Below are 15,728 nucleotides of genomic sequence, written 5' to 3'. Positions count from 1 at the left end.
AGCGACCGCCAGGCGCGGGCCGACGCCCCGGCGAGCGTCGCGGCACGTCCCATACCCCTCGTACGCCCGGAGCGAAAGAAGACCCAGCCTGGGAAGGGCCGCCGACGAATAGTGGTTATATGAGTACACGATCCACAGGAGGAGACACTCATGACCACTGCAGTAGCAACTCGCGAACTAACGGCCCTTGACCGCTGTGACCGATGCGGTGCCCAGGCCTATGTGCGGGCTGTCCTTCAGTCTTCCGGTGGAGAGCTTCTGTTCTGCGGCCACCACGCGCGTGCCGTCGAAGCAAACCTGAAGCCGCTCACGTCGGAGTGGCAGGACGAGACACAGCGGCTTCACGAGAAGCCCGCAGTCGTCGCCGACTGACCATCGCAGGACGCGGACCCCTCACACTTCCTACCAGGCGCCCCGTGTACAGGCGCTGAGACCTACGGAAAGGCCCCCTCCACAGGAGGGGGCCTTTCCGCGTTCCGGGGGCACCGGGGCCGGTCGGCGGGCCCGGAACGCCGCGCCGCCGTGTCCGGAGACGCCGCAGGGCCCTCCCGGAGGAAGGGCCCTGCAGGAAAAGGTCTCCCGTGGCGTCCGGCTCAGTCCAGGTAGTCGCGCAGGACCTGGGACCGCGAGGGGTGGCGGAGCTTGGACATCGTCTTCGACTCGATCTGCCGGATCCGCTCGCGGGTCACGCCGTAGACCTTGCCGATCTCGTCCAGCGTCTTCGGCTGCCCGTCGGTGAGGCCGAAGCGCATGGCGACGACGCCTGCCTCGCGCTCGGAGAGGGTGTCGAGCACCGAGTGCAGCTGCTCCTGCAGGAGCGTGAAGCTCACGGCGTCGGCCGGCACGACCGCTTCGGAGTCCTCGATGAGGTCACCGAACTCCGAGTCGCCGTCCTCGCCGAGGGGCGTGTGCAGCGAGATGGGCTCGCGGCCGTACTTCTGGACCTCGACGACCTTCTCGGGTGTCATGTCCAGCTCGAGGGCGAGCTCCTCGGGCGTGGGCTCCCGGCCGAGGTCCTGCAGCATCTGGCGCTGCACGCGGGCGAGCTTGTTGATGACCTCGACCATGTGCACGGGGATGCGGATGGTTCGCGCCTGGTCGGCCATCGCGCGGGTGATGGCCTGGCGGATCCACCAGGTGGCGTAGGTGGAGAACTTGAAGCCCTTCGTGTAGTCGAACTTCTCGACCGCACGGATGAGCCCCAGGTTGCCTTCCTGGATGAGGTCGAGGAAGAGCATGCCGCGCCCGGTGTACCGCTTGGCCAGCGATACGACGAGGCGCAGGTTCGCCTCGAGAAGGTGGTTCTTCGCCCGCTTGCCGTCGTGGATGACGAACTCGAGCTCGCGCTTGAGCTTCGGGTCCATGTCCGGATCGGCCGCGATCTTCTCTTCGGCGAACAGCCCCGCCTCGATGCGGAGAGCCAGGTCGACTTCCTGCTCGGCGTTGAGCAGGGCGACCTTGCCGATCTGCTTCAGGTAGTCCTTGACGGGGTCTGCGGTGGCACCCGCGGAGACGACCTGCTGGGCAGGGGCGTCGTCGTCGTCGGCGTCGGAGTACACGAAGCCGGTGGTCGTGCCGACTTCGGCGGCCTCGGGCTTGAGGTCCTCGGGATCGACGTCCGCGGCGGCGTCGACCGTCGGGTCGGCCGCATCGAGAGTGTCCACCGAACCCTGGGCGTCCGAGGTCGAAGCCTTCGCGGCCGCGGCGGAGGAAGCCGCCTTCGTGGCAGGCTTCTTGGCCGCTACCCGTCGCTTGGTAGTGGTGGTACCGGCGTCTGGCGACACCGGTGCTGCTGTCTTCTTGACCGGCACAGAAAACCTTTCATACGGCGGTGTGCGGTGCCATCAGAGGGACAACACCACTATGACCCTGTCAAGCCCGTGCTGATTATCAGAGCTGTCCGGCGAGATCGGGTCCCTGTAGGAACGATCCCGCGGCCCTCGCTATTCCCGTCGGATCCGCCCTCGGGCGGAGACCGTCACGGTGATGCTCGGTGTGTTCTGATGCACGGACCCAACCGGGTCTCGACCTCCATTGTCTCACGCCGGCCCGCCCGCCGGAAATCAGGACCGGGCTCTTTTCCCCCGTCCACAGCCGCCTCATCGCCCCTGCAGGGCGCCTCCTGCCGCGCCGGGCGGGGCCTTCGCGGCGTCGGCGGTCCAGGCGGTCGAGCGCCGCCGGGCCCAGGCCGGCAGCCCGCCGCGGCGCAGGAGCTCGGAGAGCAGCCGGGCGAGCCTGTACCCGGGTACGGCCTGTTCGGCGGCGTCGAGGAACACGGCCGCGCGGGACCCCCGCCCGCGCGCGTATTCGAACCACGCGGACATCGTCAGCGCCGCGGCCCGTGACTCGCCGTCGGACACCGCCGCCAGCCGGGCGAGGACCCCCGTCATCGCGTCCACGCGATGCCAGGCGATCTCTCCCGTGAACCGTCCGGCGAGGAGATCGGCGTAGACCAGCGCGGAGTCGGCCCCGCTGACCGGCTCCGGGGACAGCCCCTCCCCGGCGGCATCCGGAGGAGTCTGCGGCGCAGAGGCTGCCCGCGCCTCCTCCCGGACGGACCTCAGGACCTTCCCCGCGCTCCGGGAACCCCGCACGGCGGGCAGGGTCGGCGGCGGGTTCCCGCCCGGCCGCTCCGCCTCCGGGCCCAGCGCCCCTCGCGATCCACCCCCGTCCAACACGCCGGATGCCGCCGCACCGCCGAGGGCGGTGGCCGAGCCCAGGCAGGCGCTCACGAGCAGGAAGTCGCGGACGGCCCGCGACTCGATGCTCGCCAGCAGGAATCCGGCGACCTCGGGATCGGCACGCGTGTCGAAGTCGTCCTGCAGTGCCAGGACGGCGTCCCAGGCGGCCGAGGTGGCGCGGAACTGCCGCGGGGAGGTCCAGCGGCCGGCGCAGCACGCGGCGACGTGGGCCTGCGCGTCCTCGACGGCGTGGCGCTCGGCCTCCGCGGTCCGGCCGCCCACTGCTACCGCCGGGGCGGAACGGACGACGGCGGCCGGCGCCGACGCGTCGAACGCACTCCCGCCGAAGACCAGTTCGGCGTTGAGGGCACTGGAGGTGACCGTGTCGAGGGACTGGCCGGGCCAGGGACAGCAGTCGTCGTCCCTGCAGAAGTAGTCCCGCCAGCCGGCCGGGGCGACGAACCAGCCGCCCCGGACGGGAAGGCCCGCCAGCTCGAGGACGGCTTCGAGGGCGAGTACTGGAGCCTGGTGCGGCGCCGGCGCGAACCGCCGCCATTCCTCCCCGCTGTACACGATCAGGAGAGTGCCGTCCGCATCGGTGTCCCCGTCCAGGAACGAGAGCACTCCCTCGGCGAACGCGAGCGGGTCCGCGCCGTCCGGCGGCAGGTCCACCCGGAGGGTGGCACCCAGCCGCCGGCCGGCGGTGGTCAGCACGACGAGGCTGTGGGCGGGCATGAACCCGAGCGCGTGGGGTACGTAGGACAGGATGTCCGCCGGCGAGGTGACCGCGACGGAGCGGGGCTGTGGCCGGCCGGAGGGGCGGCTCGTCGAGGATGTCATGCAGGCCAGCCTGCTCCCCTTGCCGGCGCGCGGCCCGCTGCCGGCGTCCTATGTGGACAACCGGCACCCGGCGCGTCGTCTAGCCGGCGCGGCCCCTCCGGGCGACCCTCGTGTCGCGGCGCCGCCGGCGCTCGCGGGCCAGGGCCTCGCGGAGCGGCGGTACCACGACACCCTGTTCCGCCATGCGCCGTCGCACCCTCCGACGCGCGACGAGGACGGCGACCACCCCGACCGCGAGGACGACGAGCTGCGCGGCCATGGCGAGACGGAAGGAGTGGAGGGCATAGAGGTCGCCCCGGGAGTAACCGCTGCCCAGGAGTACGTCGAGGACGACGCCGATGACGAACATCGACAGCAGGGAGGCCATGAAACCGCCGATGTTGACGATGCCCGTGGCCGTCCCCATCCGCGCCGCGGGATTGAAGGTGCGGGCGAAGTCGAACGCGATCATCGACCCCGGTCCGCCGACGGCCAGGGCGACCACCAGCAGGACCAGCAGCGGCAGCGGCGCGGGTCCCGGGTAGAGCAGCACGGCGAGCCACGCGCCCGTGATCAGCGCGGCGATCGCGAGGACCATCGTGGAGCGCCGCAGCGGGTGCCGCCCCACGTAGCGTCCGAGGAAGGGCCCGCAGGCGATGCCCACCGCCACGAACAGGGTCATCAGGGCCGAGGCGGCACCCTCGCCGACCTTCTCGGCCCGCACGAGGTAGGGGTAGCCCCACATGAGCACGAAGACCGTGCCCGGGAACTGGATGGTGAAGTGCGACCAGAGGCCGAGGCGCGTACCCGGCTGCTTCCAGGCCTCCGCGAGGGACGTCCCGGTCTGCCGCAGGGTCTGCGCGGCGCGCTCGCTCCCGGCGAGGGGCGAGTCCCTGATCACGGCGACGGCGAGGACGACGGCGACCACCGAGAGCGCCGCGGCCGCGAGGAACGCCGGCTGCCACCCGTAGGTCGAGAGCAGCGCCACGAACGGGATGACCGACACGATCTGCCCCAGCTGGCCGACGATCCCGGTCCACTGCGTGAGGACCGGGATGCGCCGCGGCTCGAACCACGCGGGCAGCAGTCGCAGGACGCTGATGAAGGTCGTCGCATCCCCGGCGCCCACGAACAGGCGCCCGACGATGCCGGCGCCGACCGAATCGGCGAACGCCAGCTGCACCTGGCCCAGCGCCATGAGGATCCCGCCGGCCACGATCAGGACCCGCGGACCCCACCGGTCCACCAGCACGCCCACCGGGACCTGCAGGCCCGCGTAGACGAGCAGCTGCACCACGGTGAAGATCGACAGCTGCGACGCGGACGCGCTGAAGCGGTCGGTGGCCTCCAGCCCCGCCACCCCGAAGGTGGTGCGCTGCGTCACCGCGACCAGATAGGCCGCGACCCCCGCCGCCCAGACCAGGAGAGCCCTCGAAGAATTCACCTGCCCATTATCGCGGAACGGAGGACCCCGGCCGGAAGGGACGGCGGAGCCTGTCCGCGGGTGGCCTCACGGATGCGGACGGTCTCCTCGGTGCCGACGGACCCGCGGTCCGGGCCGATCAGGCGCCGGGGATCCCGTCCTCGTCCTGGCCCTCCGGTGCCGTCCGGCCGGCGCGGCCTTCCTGCCCCTCACCGTGCGGCGCGTAGTCGATGGGAGTGGTGCCGGTGAACTCCGTGTCCCACAGGAGCGTCGACTCCTCCTCGGCCTGCGGGCTGGCGAGGTACGCCTCGACGGCGGCACCGAGCTCTTCCGCGCTCGCCAGCTCGCTGTTCTCCTTCACGAGGAGCGACCTGCGCTCAGCACCGTCGGCGTACTCGTCGTAGCGCTTCTCGAGCGACGCGACCACCGACTGCACCTCCGCGGAGTTGCCGACCTGGCGTGCGATCTGGCGCTCGACGTCGCGCCCCGTCTCGCGCAGCCGGTCCGTCGGCAGCACCAGGCGCGCGGTCGCGCCCAGGTATTCGAGCCCGGCCACGGCGGCGGGCGGGTACTCGGCTTCGGCGAGGTAGTGCGGCACGTGGATGACGTGCCCGACGACGTCGTGCCCCGCCTCGATGAGGCGCAGTTCGAGGACGTGGCCGATGGACGCCTGCAACTCGGCGGTGGGACGCCAGGCGTTCATCCCGTCGATGATGTCCGACCGGTTGCCGTGCAGCGTCACGCCGATGGGCCGCGTGTGCGGGACCGGCATCGGGATCGCGTGGATCCATGACGTCATCGGTACCTCAAGCTCCTCGACGAGGCCGACGACGGCGCTCGCGAACCGCTCCCACTGGAGGTCCGGTTCCACACCTGTGAGGAACAGGAAGGGTTCCCCGAGGCCGTCGTAGAGGCGGTGCAGCTCGAGCCGGTGCGGCTGGTAGTCCGTGAGGTGGTCCTCGGCGAAGGTGATCTTCGGGCGGCGGCCGCGGTAGTCCATGAGCTGGTCGGCGTCGAACTCGGCCACCAGGTCGTGGTCGAGGATTTCGAGCAGCTCCTCGCTGACCTGCGAGACGACATGGCCTGCGTCCATGAAGCCCGTGAGGCTCACGAGCAGGGGCAGGCCCCGGCTCGCGGGGTCCTCGAAGACGGCGGCGTCGATGTTGTACAGGGTTCGTGGATCCAGCATGGCTCTCTCCTGACAGTGTGGTCCTGCTGATATGAACACCACCGGCGCCGGCTTCATTCCGGGAGGAGAATGCGCGACGCCGCACGGACTACGATCGTCAGGACGGTTCCCGGACCACCAGATACCGGGACCACCAGTGATGCTGCATCTGGACAACCCAGCCGGACACGAGGAGACAGATTCCGTGATCAAGACGACCGAACTACACCTGACCGCCTCCGCGAAGGACCTCAAGAAGATTCCGAGCGATGCCCTCGTGATCGCGGTCGCGAAGGGGACGGACGGGCCGGTCCTGCTCGAGAGCCCCCTGCCGGCCAAGGCCGCACGCGCACTGGGCGACAGCCTCCAGGTCCTCGGGATCACCGGCGCCGCCGACGAGGTGCGCCGCCTCCCCGGGCTCCCCGAGACCGGTGCCGATTCGCTCGTGCTCTCCGGCGTCGGCGCCGCCGCGCCGGACGAGGCGCTCGCCCCGGAGACGCTGCGCCGCGCCGCCGGTGCGGCCGTGCGCCAGCTGAACGGCCTCGACACGGTCGTCCTCGCCCTGCCGGCCGCGACCGTGGACGCCGCGACCGCCGTCGCCGAGGGTGCCGCCTTCGGCGCCTACAGCTACGAGGGCCACAAGTCCGGCCTGACGCCCGACGGCACCGTCGCACCCTCGACGGACAGGGCCGCGGTCCGCAACGTCGTCGTGCACACCCAGGCGGCCGACGACGCCGACCTCGCCCCGGCGTTCCGGCGTGCCGTCGTCCTCGGCAAGAACGTCAACGCGACCCGCTCGCTCGTCAACCAGCCGCCCAGCCACCTCTACCCGGAGACCTTCGCCCAAGCGGCGAAGGAACTCTCCCGCGGTCTTCCCGTGAAGATCACGGTGATGGACGAGAAGCGCCTCGAGCGCGACGGCTATGGGGGCATCCTCGGCGTCGGCAAGGGATCCACCCGGCCGCCGCGCATGGTGAAGGTCGAGTACTCGCCCGCCAAGTCCGCCGTGCACCTTGCCCTCGTGGGCAAGGGCATCACGTTCGACTCGGGCGGACTCTCGCTGAAGCCGGCCGCCGGCATGCAGACCATGAAGCTGGACATGGCCGGCGCCGCCGTCGTCCTTACCACGCTCCTCGCCGTCGCCGAACTGGGCCTGCCCGCGAAGGTCACCGCGTGGCTCTGCCTCGCCGAGAACATGCCCTCGGGCTCGGCACAGCGCCCCGAGGACGTCCTGTCGATCTACGGCGGGCGCACCGTCGAGGTCCTCAACACCGACGCCGAGGGCCGCCTCGTCATGGCGGACGGCCTCGCCGCGGCGAGCGAGGAGTCGCCCGACGCCATCATCGACATCGCGACCCTCACCGGCGCCCAGATGATCGCGCTCGGGACGCGGGTCTCCGGTGTCATGGGCGACGACGGGGTGCGCGACGCCGTGAAGGCCGCCGCCGACCGCGCCGGCGAGCAGTTCTGGCCCATGCCGCTGCCCGAGGAGCTCCGCGCCAGCCTCGAGTCGCAGGTCGCGGACATCGCCAACATCGGTGAGCGGAACGGCGGCATGATGACCGCCGCCGTGTTCCTCCGTGAGTTCGTCGGCCAGGTCGACGGCGAGAAGATCCCGTGGGCGCACCTGGACATCGCCGGACCCGCCTTCAACGAGGGCGCACCCTACGGCTACACGCCGAAGGCCGGGACCGGCGTCGGCGTGCGGACGCTGCTCGCCTACGTCGAGGACGTCCTCGCCCGCACCCTCTAGCCGGACGGGGCGCCGTGCCCGGCACGGCGCCCCTCCCGTCCCGTCCCGTTCCACCCCCGGCACAGGCTCAACGTGACACTGCGCACATCACGGCACTATGGCGCACACGACAGGGAGTTCGGCTGGATGCTTGCTGCGTGTGGGGATAGGGTGAAAAACGAGAGCACAAGCACCTGCGACCGCACCGCGACCGCAACAGCCAACGATTCATCAATCGACGCGCCCGGCGCGTCAACAGACCACGCGAGGGAGCGTTCAAGTGGCCGAAGCGGCAACTGCGCAAGAATTCGACATCCTGGTACTCGGTGGAGGCAGTGGCGGATACGCTGCGGCCCTCCGCGCGGTGCAGCTGGGCTTCACAGTAGGACTCATCGAGAAGGGCAAGCTCGGCGGCACCTGCCTCCACAACGGCTGCATCCCCACCAAGGCCCTCCTGCACTCGGCCGAGATCGCCGACGGCGCCCGCGACTCCGAGAAGTACGGCGTGAAGGCCAGCTTCGAGTCGATCGACATGAACGCGGTCAACGCCTACAAGGACGGCATCATCGCCGGCAAGTACCGCGGACTGCAGGGACTCATCAAGTCCAAGGGCATCACGGTCATCGAGGGCGCCGGCCGGCTCGCGTCGCAGAACACCATCGACGTCGACGGCACCGTGTACACCGGCAAGCACATCATCCTCGCCACCGGCTCCTTCTCCCGCAGCCTCCCCGGCCTGGAGATCGGCGGCAAGGTCATCACCTCGGACCAGGCCCTGAAGATGGACTTCGTCCCCAAGACCGCGGTCATCCTCGGCGGCGGTGTCATCGGCTGCGAATTCGCGTCGGTCTGGAAGTCCTTCGGCGTGGACGTCACCATCATCGAGGCCCTCCCGTCGCTCGTCCCCAACGAGGACGCCTCGATCGTGAAGAACTTCGAGCGGGCGTTCAAGAAGCGCGGGATCAAGTTCAACACCGGGACGCGCTTCAAGGCGGTCCAGCAGAACGACGACGGCGTCGTCGTCACCCTCGAGGACGGCAAGACCTTCGAGGCGGACCTCATGCTCGTCGCCGTCGGCCGCGGACCCGTGACCCAGGACCTCGGCTACGAGGAGGCGGGCCTCACCATGGACCGCGGCTTCGTGATCACCAACGAGCGTCTCCACACCGGCGTCGGCACCATCTACGCGATCGGCGACATCGTCCCCGGCCTGCAGCTCGCCCACCGCGGCTTCCAGCAGGGCATCTTCGTGGCGGAGGAGATCGGCGGCCTCAAGCCCGTCGTCGTCGCCGACATCAACATCCCCAAGGTCACCTACAGCGACCCCGAGATCGCCTCCGTCGGCTACACCGAGAAGGCCGCCCGCGAGAAGTTCGGCGACGACCGCGTCGAGACCCACGAGTACAACCTCGCCGGCAACGGCAAGAGCTCCATCATCGGCACCGGTGGCATCGTCAAGCTCGTCCGGGAGAAGGACGGCCCGATCGTCGGCGTCCACATGCTCGGCAGCCGCATGGGCGAGCAGATCGGCGAGGCGCAGCTCATCGTCAACTGGGAGGCATACCCCGAGGACGTCGCCCCGCTCATCCACGCGCACCCGACGCAGAACGAGGCCCTCGGCGAGGCCCACCTCGCACTCGCCGGCAAGCCGCTGCACGGCTGAGGCAAGCGCGCCGGGCATCACCGAAGGGCCTGGTCCACGCCGTGAAGGCGTGGACTAAGCTCGGAAGCAGGAAATCCAAGCACGTCCAGCTGAGCGGGCCACGCTCGTCGACCAGCTGCCAGGAACGATCTACAAAGGAGAAACGGGCGCATTATGTCTGAATCCGTGAACTTGCCCGCTCTCGGTGAAAGCGTCACCGAAGGCACTGTCACCCGCTGGCTGAAGTCCGTCGGTGACCGCGTCGAGGTCGACGAGCCGCTGCTCGAGGTCTCCACCGACAAGGTCGACACCGAGATCCCCTCACCCATCGCGGGCGTCATCGAGGAGATCCTGGTCGCCGAGGACGAGACCGCCGAGGTCGGCGCCCCCCTCGTACGGATCGGCGACGGCTCCGGCTCCGGTGAGAGCGACTCCGGTGCCGCGGCCCCTGCAGCTCCCGCCGAGCCCGAAGCCGCCCCCGAGCCGGAGGCCGCTCCCGAGCCGTCCCAGCCCGCGGCCGGCGCGTCCGACGACTCGTCGGGCGATGCGTCCGGCGGCTCCGGCGAGGGTACCGAGGTCACCCTCCCCGCCCTGGGCGAGAGCGTCACCGAGGGGACCGTCACACGGTGGCTGAAGGCCGTCGGCGACGACGTCGAGGTCGACGAGCCACTGCTCGAGGTCTCCACCGACAAGGTCGACACCGAGATCCCCTCCCCCGTCGCCGGCACGCTGCAGGAGATCCGCGTCAACGAGGACGAGACCGCCGAGGTCGGCGCCGTCCTCGCCGTCATCGGGTCCGGTGCCGCGGCACCCAAGAAGGTCGAGGCCGCCTCCGGCGAGCCCCTCGTCGCCGCCCCGGCCGAGGAGCGCAACGACGCCCCGACCGAGAAGCCCGGCGCCGACCAGGAAGCCGGACGGGCCTCGGGCACGTCCGAGCCCGACGACGACGCGAGCGGCGCCCCGGAGCCCGCAGCCCAGGAGCCCGCAGCCCAGGAGCCCGCGCCGTCCGCCGGCTCGGACTCCGGCAGCAGCGAGTCGGCAGGATCGGACGCCTCCTACGTGACGCCGCTCGTCCGCCGCCTGGCGAACCAGAACGACGTCGACCTCTCGACCGTCAAGGGCACCGGCGTCGGTGGACGCATCCGCAAGCAGGACGTCCTCGAGGCAGCGGAGGCCCGCAAGGCACAGGCGACCCAGCCGGCAGCCGCGGCGGCTCCTGCCGCACCCGCCCCTGCCGCACCGTCGAAGCCGGCCGCTCCCGCGGTCGAGCCCTCGAAGCTGCGCGGCACGGTCGAGAAGGCCCCGCGCATCCGGCAGACCATCGCCAAGCGCATGCGCGAATCGCTCGAGGTCTCCGCCCAGCTCACGCAGGTGATCGAGGTCGACATGACGCGTATCGCGAAGCTGCGGACCGCCTCGAAGGACTCGTTCCAGGCGCAGAACGGTGCGAAGCTCACCTTCCTCCCCTTCATCTCGAAGGCCGTCACCGAGGCGCTCAAGCAGCACCCGAAGCTGAATGCGTCCTTCGACGAGGAGAAGAAGGAGGTCACGTACCACGATGCCGAGCACCTCGCGATCGCGGTCGACACCGAGAAGGGACTCCTGGTCCCCGTCATCAAGGACGCCGGGAACCTGAACCTCGGCGGCCTGGCCAAGAAGATCGCCGATGTGGGAGCACGCACCCGCAACGGCCAGATCGGTCCCGACGAGCTCTCGGGCGGCACCTTCACGATCACGAACATCGGATCTGCCGGCGCCCTCTTCGACACCCCGATCATCAACCAGCCGCAGGTCGGCATCCTCGGCACGGGCATCATCGTCAAGCGTCCCGTGGTGATCACGGGCGTCGACGGCGACGACACCATCGCCATCCGGTCGATGATGTACCTCAGCCTCACGTACGACCACCGCCTCGTGGACGGCGCCGACGCGGGCCGCTTCCTGCAGACGCTGAAGGCACGGCTCGAAGGCGGCGCGTTCGAGGCCGACCTCGGCCTCTAGGACGCGACCACCGGCACGACCACAGGAGCCGCTCCCCGGACGGGGGGCGGCTCCTGTGCATCCGGTGGGCGGACCGTCTCCCGCCCGAGCGGCGGCCCCGCTGAGCCGGCCGCCGATGGAACTCCGTCCCGGCCCTCCCTAGGATGGGGGTGAAGTACCGGATGCGATCCCCGCGTCCGTCCGACAGCAAGGAGAACCATGGCTACCGTTCGCACAGCCCACACCGTCTGGAGTGGCGATCTTCCCTCCGGCTCGGGTCAGGTGACGCTCGATTCGTCCGGCCTCGGCAGCTACGACGTGACCTGGAAGGCGCGCGCCGAGCAGTCGGGCGGCAAGACGAGCCCCGAGGAGCTCATCGCGGCCGCGCATTCCGCGTGCTTCTCGATGGCCTTCAGCCACGCCCTCGGCGAAGAGGGCAAGACGCCCGAGCGCGTGGAGACCAAGGCGGAGGTCGACTTCCAGCCGGGCACCGGCATCACGGCGATCCGGCTGACGCTCGACGCGACCGTGCCGGGACTGTCCGAGGAGGACTTCCAGCGCGTGGCGCAGGCCGCCAAGGAAGGCTGCCCCGTCTCGCAGGCCCTCGCCGGCGTGAAGGACATCTCGCTGACGGCCACCCTGCAGGGCTGATCCCGCCCTCCACAGGGGGGTCCTGACGGACACGAAGGGCCCCGGACACAGCGTCCGGGGCCCTTCGTCCTGCGTGGACCCGCGAGCCCGGGCGGACCCGGGGTCAGCCGCGGAGGTCCTGCGGCCGCGGTGGCAGGGGCCCGGGCCGGCGCGACGGGTAGCCCTCCTTCGCGGGGGCCACGTCCGTGGGGGTCCCGGTGAGCATCCCCTGCAGGATCTCCACCCCGCGGTCGAGCTGCGGATCCGTGCCGGCCCGATAGGCCTGCGGAGGGAACGGGACCTCGATGTCCGGGTCCACGCCGTGGTTCTCGATGTCCCAGCCCACCCCGCCCGTCACGTGGAAGCCGTACCGTGGCTGGTTGACGCCCGTGCCGTCCGCGAGTGCGAACCGCCCGTCGATGCCGATCACCCCGCCCCACGTCCTCGTGCCGATCACCGGGCCGATCCCCCGCAGCTTCGCCACCTGGGTGATGATGTCGCCGTCCGACCCCGCGAACTCGTCGGTCAGGACGACCACCGGCCCGCGGGGCGCGTGTGCCGGGTACGTGCCGGGCGCTTCGTCACGCGGCATGGACCACGCCGCGACGCGGCGGCCGATCAGCTCGGCCACGAGCTGGGACGTGTGACCGCCCCGGTTGCGGCGCACGTCCACCACGAGGGCGTCGCGGGCGGTCTCGCGGTCGAGATCGCGGTGCAGCTGGCCCCAGCCGTGGGCGACCATGTCCGGGATGTGGAGGTACCCGAAGCGGCCGCCGGACGCCTGCTGGACGGCCGCCCGGTTCGCGGCGACCCAGTTCTGGTAGCGCAGGCGCTCCTCGCTGCGGAGCGGGACGACCGCGACCCTGCGGCGCGACCCCTCGGATCCCGGGGAGTCCCCGGCACCGGACCGCACGGTGAGCTCGACGGCTACTCCGGCGGCACCCGTCAGGAGCACGGACGGGCCGAAGGCGGCGGGCACCGGGACGCCGTCGACTGCCTCGATCACGTCCCCGGCGCGGACCCCGACGCCCGGAGCGCTGAGCGGGGAGACGGCCTGGGGATCGGAGGACTCCGTGTCGAAGACCCGCGTGACCTGCCACCCGCCGTCCGCGGGGGCCAGGTCCGCGCCGAGGAAGCCCTGGTGGCCGCCGGGTTCGGTCACGAGTGCAGGCGCGACGTAGGCGTGGGACGTGCCGAGTTCGCCGTGCAGTTCCCACAGCAGGTCGGCGAGGTCGTCGTGGGTGCCGAGGCGGTCGACGATCGGCAGGTACCGCTCCCGGACGCCGTCCCAGTCGATGCCCGCCATGTCCTCCGTCCAGTAGAAGTCGCGCTGCAGCCGCCAGGCCTCCTCGAACGCCTGCCGCCAGACACGGACGGGGTCGAGCGTGACGCGGATGCGCTCGAGGGCCACCCCTGTGCGCTTCGGCGAATCGGCGTCGGTCCTGCCGTCGGTGGGGATCGCCGTGACCGTCTTCCCTGCGGTGAACACCGCCGTCGCACCGTCGCCGCTGACCTCGTAGGCGTCGATCTCCGTCGCGAGGACCTCCACGCTCCGGCGGGCGAGGTCGAAACGCTCGAGCCGCCGCGGTGACGCCTCCGCGGACGAGGAGGCACGGCCGTCCCCCGTGATGCCACCGATCTCGCCGGCGGTCCAGAGCAGGCCGCCGTCCACCGCCCGCAGGTCGTCGTAGGTGCCCTGGGCGACGGGCAGCGCGATGGTGCGCGCCATCAGGAGGGCGGGATCGACGACGACGGGCACGGGAGTCTCCTCCGGGGCGCCTGCCGCGGCCCGCGCAGCACCCTGTGCTCCGGCCGTGCCCGCGGGCGCCGCGTTCGGCCCGAACGGGGACGGCGTGTCCGCGGCGAGCGCCACGAGGAAGGGCTTCGTCGACGCCGGGAAGCTCAGGTCGAAGCGGTGGGTGTCGTACACGGGATCGAAGCTTCGATCCGAGAGGAACGCGAGGTACCTGCCGTCGCGGGTGAAGGTGGGTGACCAGTCACGGAACCGCCCGTCGGTGACGTCGTGGATGCCGGGCCCGTCGGTGGTCGCCGTGACGGCATCGCCGGTCGCTTCCCCTGCCCCCGCTACCCCCACGCGGGTGAGGCGGATGCGGCAGCGCGTGCCCTCCTGCGCCACCGGTTCGGCCCAGGCGAGCCAGGCCGAGTCGTGCGAGAAGGTGACCGATTCGATCAGCCCGTGCTCGGTCGACGCGATCCTCCGGCGCTCCCCGGTGGAGAGCGTCACGAGGTCCAGGGCGCCGGTCTCCGATGCCACGGCGATCCGGGCGCCGTCCGCGCTGACGGCGAGCGCCGAGGCCCGGAAGCGTCCCTCGAACGTGATGCGCTGCAGGGCGTCGGGGGCTCCCGATCCCTGCGCCTCGAGCACCGCTGCCTCGCCGTCCGCCGTCGGATCGCCGCTCTCCCGCTGCCCGGTGTGTCCTGCGGATCCGGCGGCTCCCGCGTCGTCCCGCCCTGCCTGCTCAGCCGCCTCGACGCCGCCGGCGTGGGCGAAGACGTCGCGGACATAGAGGGCATCTTCTCCGTCCCGGTCCGCGACGTAGGCGACGCGCGTGTCGTCCACGGGTCGGCCGAGGCGCGCGCGGACGCCGGGGGCGGCCTCGACGATGCGGGACGGCCCGTCCCGGTGGGTCAGCCAGTGCAGCGTCCCGTGCGCCTCGACGATCGACGCGGACCCGTCGGCCGTCGGCACCGCGGCGGCGAGGTGCCGTTCCACCTGCAGGGGAAGCGGCCGCCGCGCCGTCGACGCCGAACCCAGCGTGATCTCCAGACGGACGGCGTCCTCCTCGAGGGACGGCAGGTGCCAGAGCCGGCCCGCCGACTCGAAGACGACGCCGGTGCCGTCCGTACTCGCGTGGCGTACGTAGAACTCGTCGTGGTCCGTGTGCCGGCGCAGGTCGGCACCCCGGCCGTCGACGGAGTAGAGGTTGCCGTGGCCCTCGTGGTCGGACAGGAAGGCGACACGGCCGGACACCCATATGGGATCGCTCAGGTTGCCGTCGAGCTCGGGCAGGAACCGCTCGAACTCCCCCTTCCCGTCCGAGTCCATCCAGAACTTGCCGGCGGTCCCGCCCCGGTAGCGCTTCCACCAGGCAGGCTCCCGCGTCAGGACGCTGCCGATGACCACGGGCCTCCCGGCGTCGTCGCCGGGACCCTCGACGATCGTGTCCACGGGCCCGTACGGGAGCACGGTCTGCGAGGACCCGTCGAGCGGCACGCGATAGGCCCAGCCCAGCCGTGAATCCTCGTGGCGGAAGGCACTCGTGGCCAGGACCTCGCCTGCCGCGGTGAAGCCCTTCACGCGGGTGCTCTGATGTCCCCAGTACGTGAGCCGGCGGAAGTTCCCGCCCTCGACGTCGGCGGCCACCACCTCGGGCGCCCCACCCTGGACGACGGTCCAGGCGATGGTCGACCCGTCGGGCGAGAAGCGCGGATTCCTCGCGGCGAGCTGCAGGGCGGAGATCCGCCACGCGCGCCCTCCGCCGAGGGGGGCCACCCACACATCGTTCTCGGCGACGAAGGTGACCCGGTGACCGTGCAGGTGCGGGAAGCGGAGATAATCTGAGCCCATTGGACGATCTTAGCCACGGCGCCGCAGCGGCCGGCGTGCCTGCCACGCCGGCCCCGTCCGCCCC

10 protein-coding genes are annotated in these 15,728 nt (G+C 71.3%); 5 read left to right on the top strand and 5 right to left on the bottom strand.

The window, feature by feature from the left end; genetic code table 11:
• The first annotated feature begins 150 nt into the window (after nt 1-150).
• A complete protein-coding gene (locus tag QFZ50_RS04300; protein ID WP_104049807.1) occupies nt 151-372 on the top strand; it encodes a DUF7455 domain-containing protein in 222 nt (73 codons plus the stop codon).
• Nucleotides 373-593: 221 nt separating this feature from the next.
• Here QFZ50_RS04300 and QFZ50_RS04295 read toward each other — a convergent pair whose 3' ends face one another.
• The 4 genes from QFZ50_RS04295 to QFZ50_RS04280 form a co-directional block, all read right to left on the bottom strand.
• Nucleotides 594-1,784, bottom strand: a complete 1,191-nt coding sequence (locus QFZ50_RS04295; RefSeq protein ID WP_307086664.1) for an RNA polymerase sigma factor — start codon at nt 1,782-1,784, stop codon at nt 594-596.
• A 315-nt stretch (nt 1,785-2,099) separates the two neighbouring features.
• Nucleotides 2,100-3,521 carry a DUF4192 family protein gene (locus QFZ50_RS04290; protein ID WP_307082231.1) on the bottom strand — a complete coding sequence of 474 codons (1,422 nt, stop codon included), beginning with the start codon at nt 3,519-3,521 and terminating at the stop codon, nt 2,100-2,102.
• A 79-nt stretch (nt 3,522-3,600) separates the two neighbouring features.
• Nucleotides 3,601-4,944: an MFS transporter gene (locus QFZ50_RS04285; protein ID WP_307082229.1), complete on the bottom strand. Its 1,344-nt coding sequence runs from the start codon at nt 4,942-4,944 to the stop codon at nt 3,601-3,603.
• Nucleotides 4,945-5,062: 118 nt separating this feature from the next.
• Nucleotides 5,063-6,112, bottom strand: a complete 1,050-nt coding sequence (locus QFZ50_RS04280; protein ID WP_307082227.1) for a proteasome assembly chaperone family protein — start codon at nt 6,110-6,112, stop codon at nt 5,063-5,065.
• Nucleotides 6,113-6,296: 184 nt separating this feature from the next.
• On the opposite strand from QFZ50_RS04280, the gene QFZ50_RS04275 reads away from it, so the two are divergent.
• The 4 genes from QFZ50_RS04275 to QFZ50_RS04260 all read left to right on the top strand — a co-directional run bounded on the left by QFZ50_RS04275 (nt 6,297) and on the right by QFZ50_RS04260 (nt 12,096).
• Nucleotides 6,297-7,844 carry a leucyl aminopeptidase gene (locus QFZ50_RS04275; RefSeq protein WP_307082225.1) on the top strand — a complete coding sequence of 516 codons (1,548 nt, stop codon included), beginning with the start codon at nt 6,297-6,299 and terminating at the stop codon, nt 7,842-7,844.
• A gap of 259 nt (nt 7,845-8,103) precedes the next feature.
• Nucleotides 8,104-9,486 carry a dihydrolipoyl dehydrogenase gene (gene lpdA, locus QFZ50_RS04270; RefSeq protein ID WP_307082224.1) on the top strand — a complete coding sequence of 461 codons (1,383 nt, stop codon included), beginning with the start codon at nt 8,104-8,106 and terminating at the stop codon, nt 9,484-9,486.
• 153 nt (nt 9,487-9,639) lie between these two features.
• Nucleotides 9,640-11,466 carry a 2-oxoglutarate dehydrogenase, E2 component, dihydrolipoamide succinyltransferase gene (gene sucB / locus QFZ50_RS04265; protein ID WP_307082222.1) on the top strand — a complete coding sequence of 609 codons (1,827 nt, stop codon included), beginning with the start codon at nt 9,640-9,642 and terminating at the stop codon, nt 11,464-11,466.
• Nucleotides 11,467-11,664: 198 nt separating this feature from the next.
• Nucleotides 11,665-12,096, top strand: coding sequence for an OsmC family protein (locus QFZ50_RS04260; protein ID WP_307082220.1), 432 nt, complete (start codon nt 11,665-11,667; stop codon nt 12,094-12,096).
• Between the two features lie 103 nt (nt 12,097-12,199).
• Here QFZ50_RS04260 and QFZ50_RS04255 read toward each other — a convergent pair whose 3' ends face one another.
• On the bottom strand, nt 12,200-15,664 hold the full coding sequence (locus tag QFZ50_RS04255; protein ID WP_307082218.1) for a S41 family peptidase: 3,465 nt from the start codon (nt 15,662-15,664) through the stop codon (nt 12,200-12,202).
• Nucleotides 15,665-15,728: the final 64 nt, after the last annotated feature.

This window comes from Arthrobacter agilis (genome assembly GCF_030816075.1).
Taxonomy (GTDB): domain Bacteria; phylum Actinomycetota; class Actinomycetes; order Actinomycetales; family Micrococcaceae; genus Arthrobacter_D; species Arthrobacter_D agilis_E.
This window is presented reverse-complemented; position numbering and strand designations above follow the sequence as displayed.

Excerpts from the sequence above, each read along its gene's own strand:
- QFZ50_RS04300 (WP_104049807.1), top strand. The coding sequence starts at position 151 with ATGACCACTGCAGTAGCAACTCGCGAACTAACGGCCCTTGACCGCTGT.
- QFZ50_RS04290 (WP_307082231.1), bottom strand. The coding sequence starts at position 3,521 with ATGACATCCTCGACGAGCCGCCCCTCCGGCCGGCCACAGCCCCGCTCC.
- QFZ50_RS04280 (WP_307082227.1), bottom strand. The coding sequence starts at position 6,112 with ATGCTGGATCCACGAACCCTGTACAACATCGACGCCGCCGTCTTCGAG.
- sucB (WP_307082222.1), top strand. The coding sequence starts at position 9,640 with ATGTCTGAATCCGTGAACTTGCCCGCTCTCGGTGAAAGCGTCACCGAA.
- QFZ50_RS04260 (WP_307082220.1), top strand. The coding sequence starts at position 11,665 with ATGGCTACCGTTCGCACAGCCCACACCGTCTGGAGTGGCGATCTTCCC.
- QFZ50_RS04255 (WP_307082218.1), bottom strand. The coding sequence starts at position 15,664 with ATGGGCTCAGATTATCTCCGCTTCCCGCACCTGCACGGTCACCGGGTC.